This window comes from Allomesorhizobium camelthorni (assembly GCF_011045125.1).
Lineage (GTDB): Bacteria > Pseudomonadota > Alphaproteobacteria > Rhizobiales > Rhizobiaceae > Allomesorhizobium > Allomesorhizobium camelthorni.
Map to the genome: position 1 here is coordinate 1 of NZ_JAAKZF010000280.1, position 957 is coordinate 957.

Here is a 957-nt window from a genome sequence, read left to right on the forward strand (position 1 = left end):
TACGCCTGGAAGCTCATGGTGAGCGGCGAGACGTACAAGAGGCCAGAGGAACGAACACAGGCAGCATAAAATTGGCCATCACGGTGAGCGGAGACAAAGTGCTACCGTGTTGAGCTGATGGCGGAAAACTTGCAAGAGAATAGCAGATGGTGTGATCGATCGATCCAAGACGCGTGATACTCCGTTGGTTCCGATGGCCATTAAAGGCCGTTACCCTGTTGGGAACACGCGTTGCGGAAACCATCTTGGCCAGTGGTCATGTGCGGCCACACACAAAGGCCGCACATATGGAAGCAAGCGACCCGATCAAAATATTTGCAGGAAACACTTGCAAGTGGGAGCCGTCCACATATGGAACCAGAAGCCCGCCGCTCTGGCAGGATGATCTAAGCGGCGGGTTTCTTGCGTCCGGGATCCTAAAGCAGGCTCTTCGTCGGCTGGGCTGAAAGGAACCACGAATGAGCGATTCACCTATGCCGGTCACCGCTTCTCCATGGACGTCACGATGTCCGAAGACGGCCAGACCATGGTTGCGCTGCTCACCCTTGAAACTGGCGAACTGGCCTTCGAATTTGCCATCAATGCCGAAGGCGCCCAAGCGATCGTCGAGAACCTGCAGCAATTCCTCGACATGGTGCAGTCGAGGGGCAGCTAGCGCCCAGCTGCGACCATTCCCCGGGTGCTTACAGGCAGAAGAACGGCGCCGGGGTGCCCTTGTACGCGTCGTGTGGTTGACGACGGCGGCGCTCGGGGTGACGGTTTGTCGTCGACATCCATGTACCCACAGCGCTGGCAGGTATTGCGGTCCCGGCTTAGCGCATGGCGGCGGATGTCATGCGGGCCACACCAGCGTTGGTTCTTGCGGAGCTTGGCAGTGCCGCGCGGCTTCGCGAAGCGAACGACAATCGGCTTGTGGAAGGCGAACAGGCTGATCGCCATCAAGTTACTTGATGAATA

The 957-nt window shown here is 58.0% G+C and carries 2 protein-coding genes; one reads left to right on the forward strand and one right to left on the reverse strand.

What is annotated here, in order from left to right; translation table 11 throughout:
• Positions 1–505 precede the first annotated feature (505 nt).
• A complete protein-coding gene (locus G6N73_RS35875) occupies positions 506–655 on the forward strand; it encodes a hypothetical protein (RefSeq protein WP_165034574.1) in 150 nt (49 codons plus the stop codon).
• On the opposite strand, the gene G6N73_RS36640 is transcribed toward G6N73_RS35875, so the two are convergent.
• Positions 652–957 (reverse strand): hypothetical protein (locus tag G6N73_RS36640; RefSeq protein WP_206079283.1); only part of this gene is annotated, 306 nt, incomplete at its 5' end. The genes G6N73_RS35875 and G6N73_RS36640 overlap by 4 nt on opposite strands.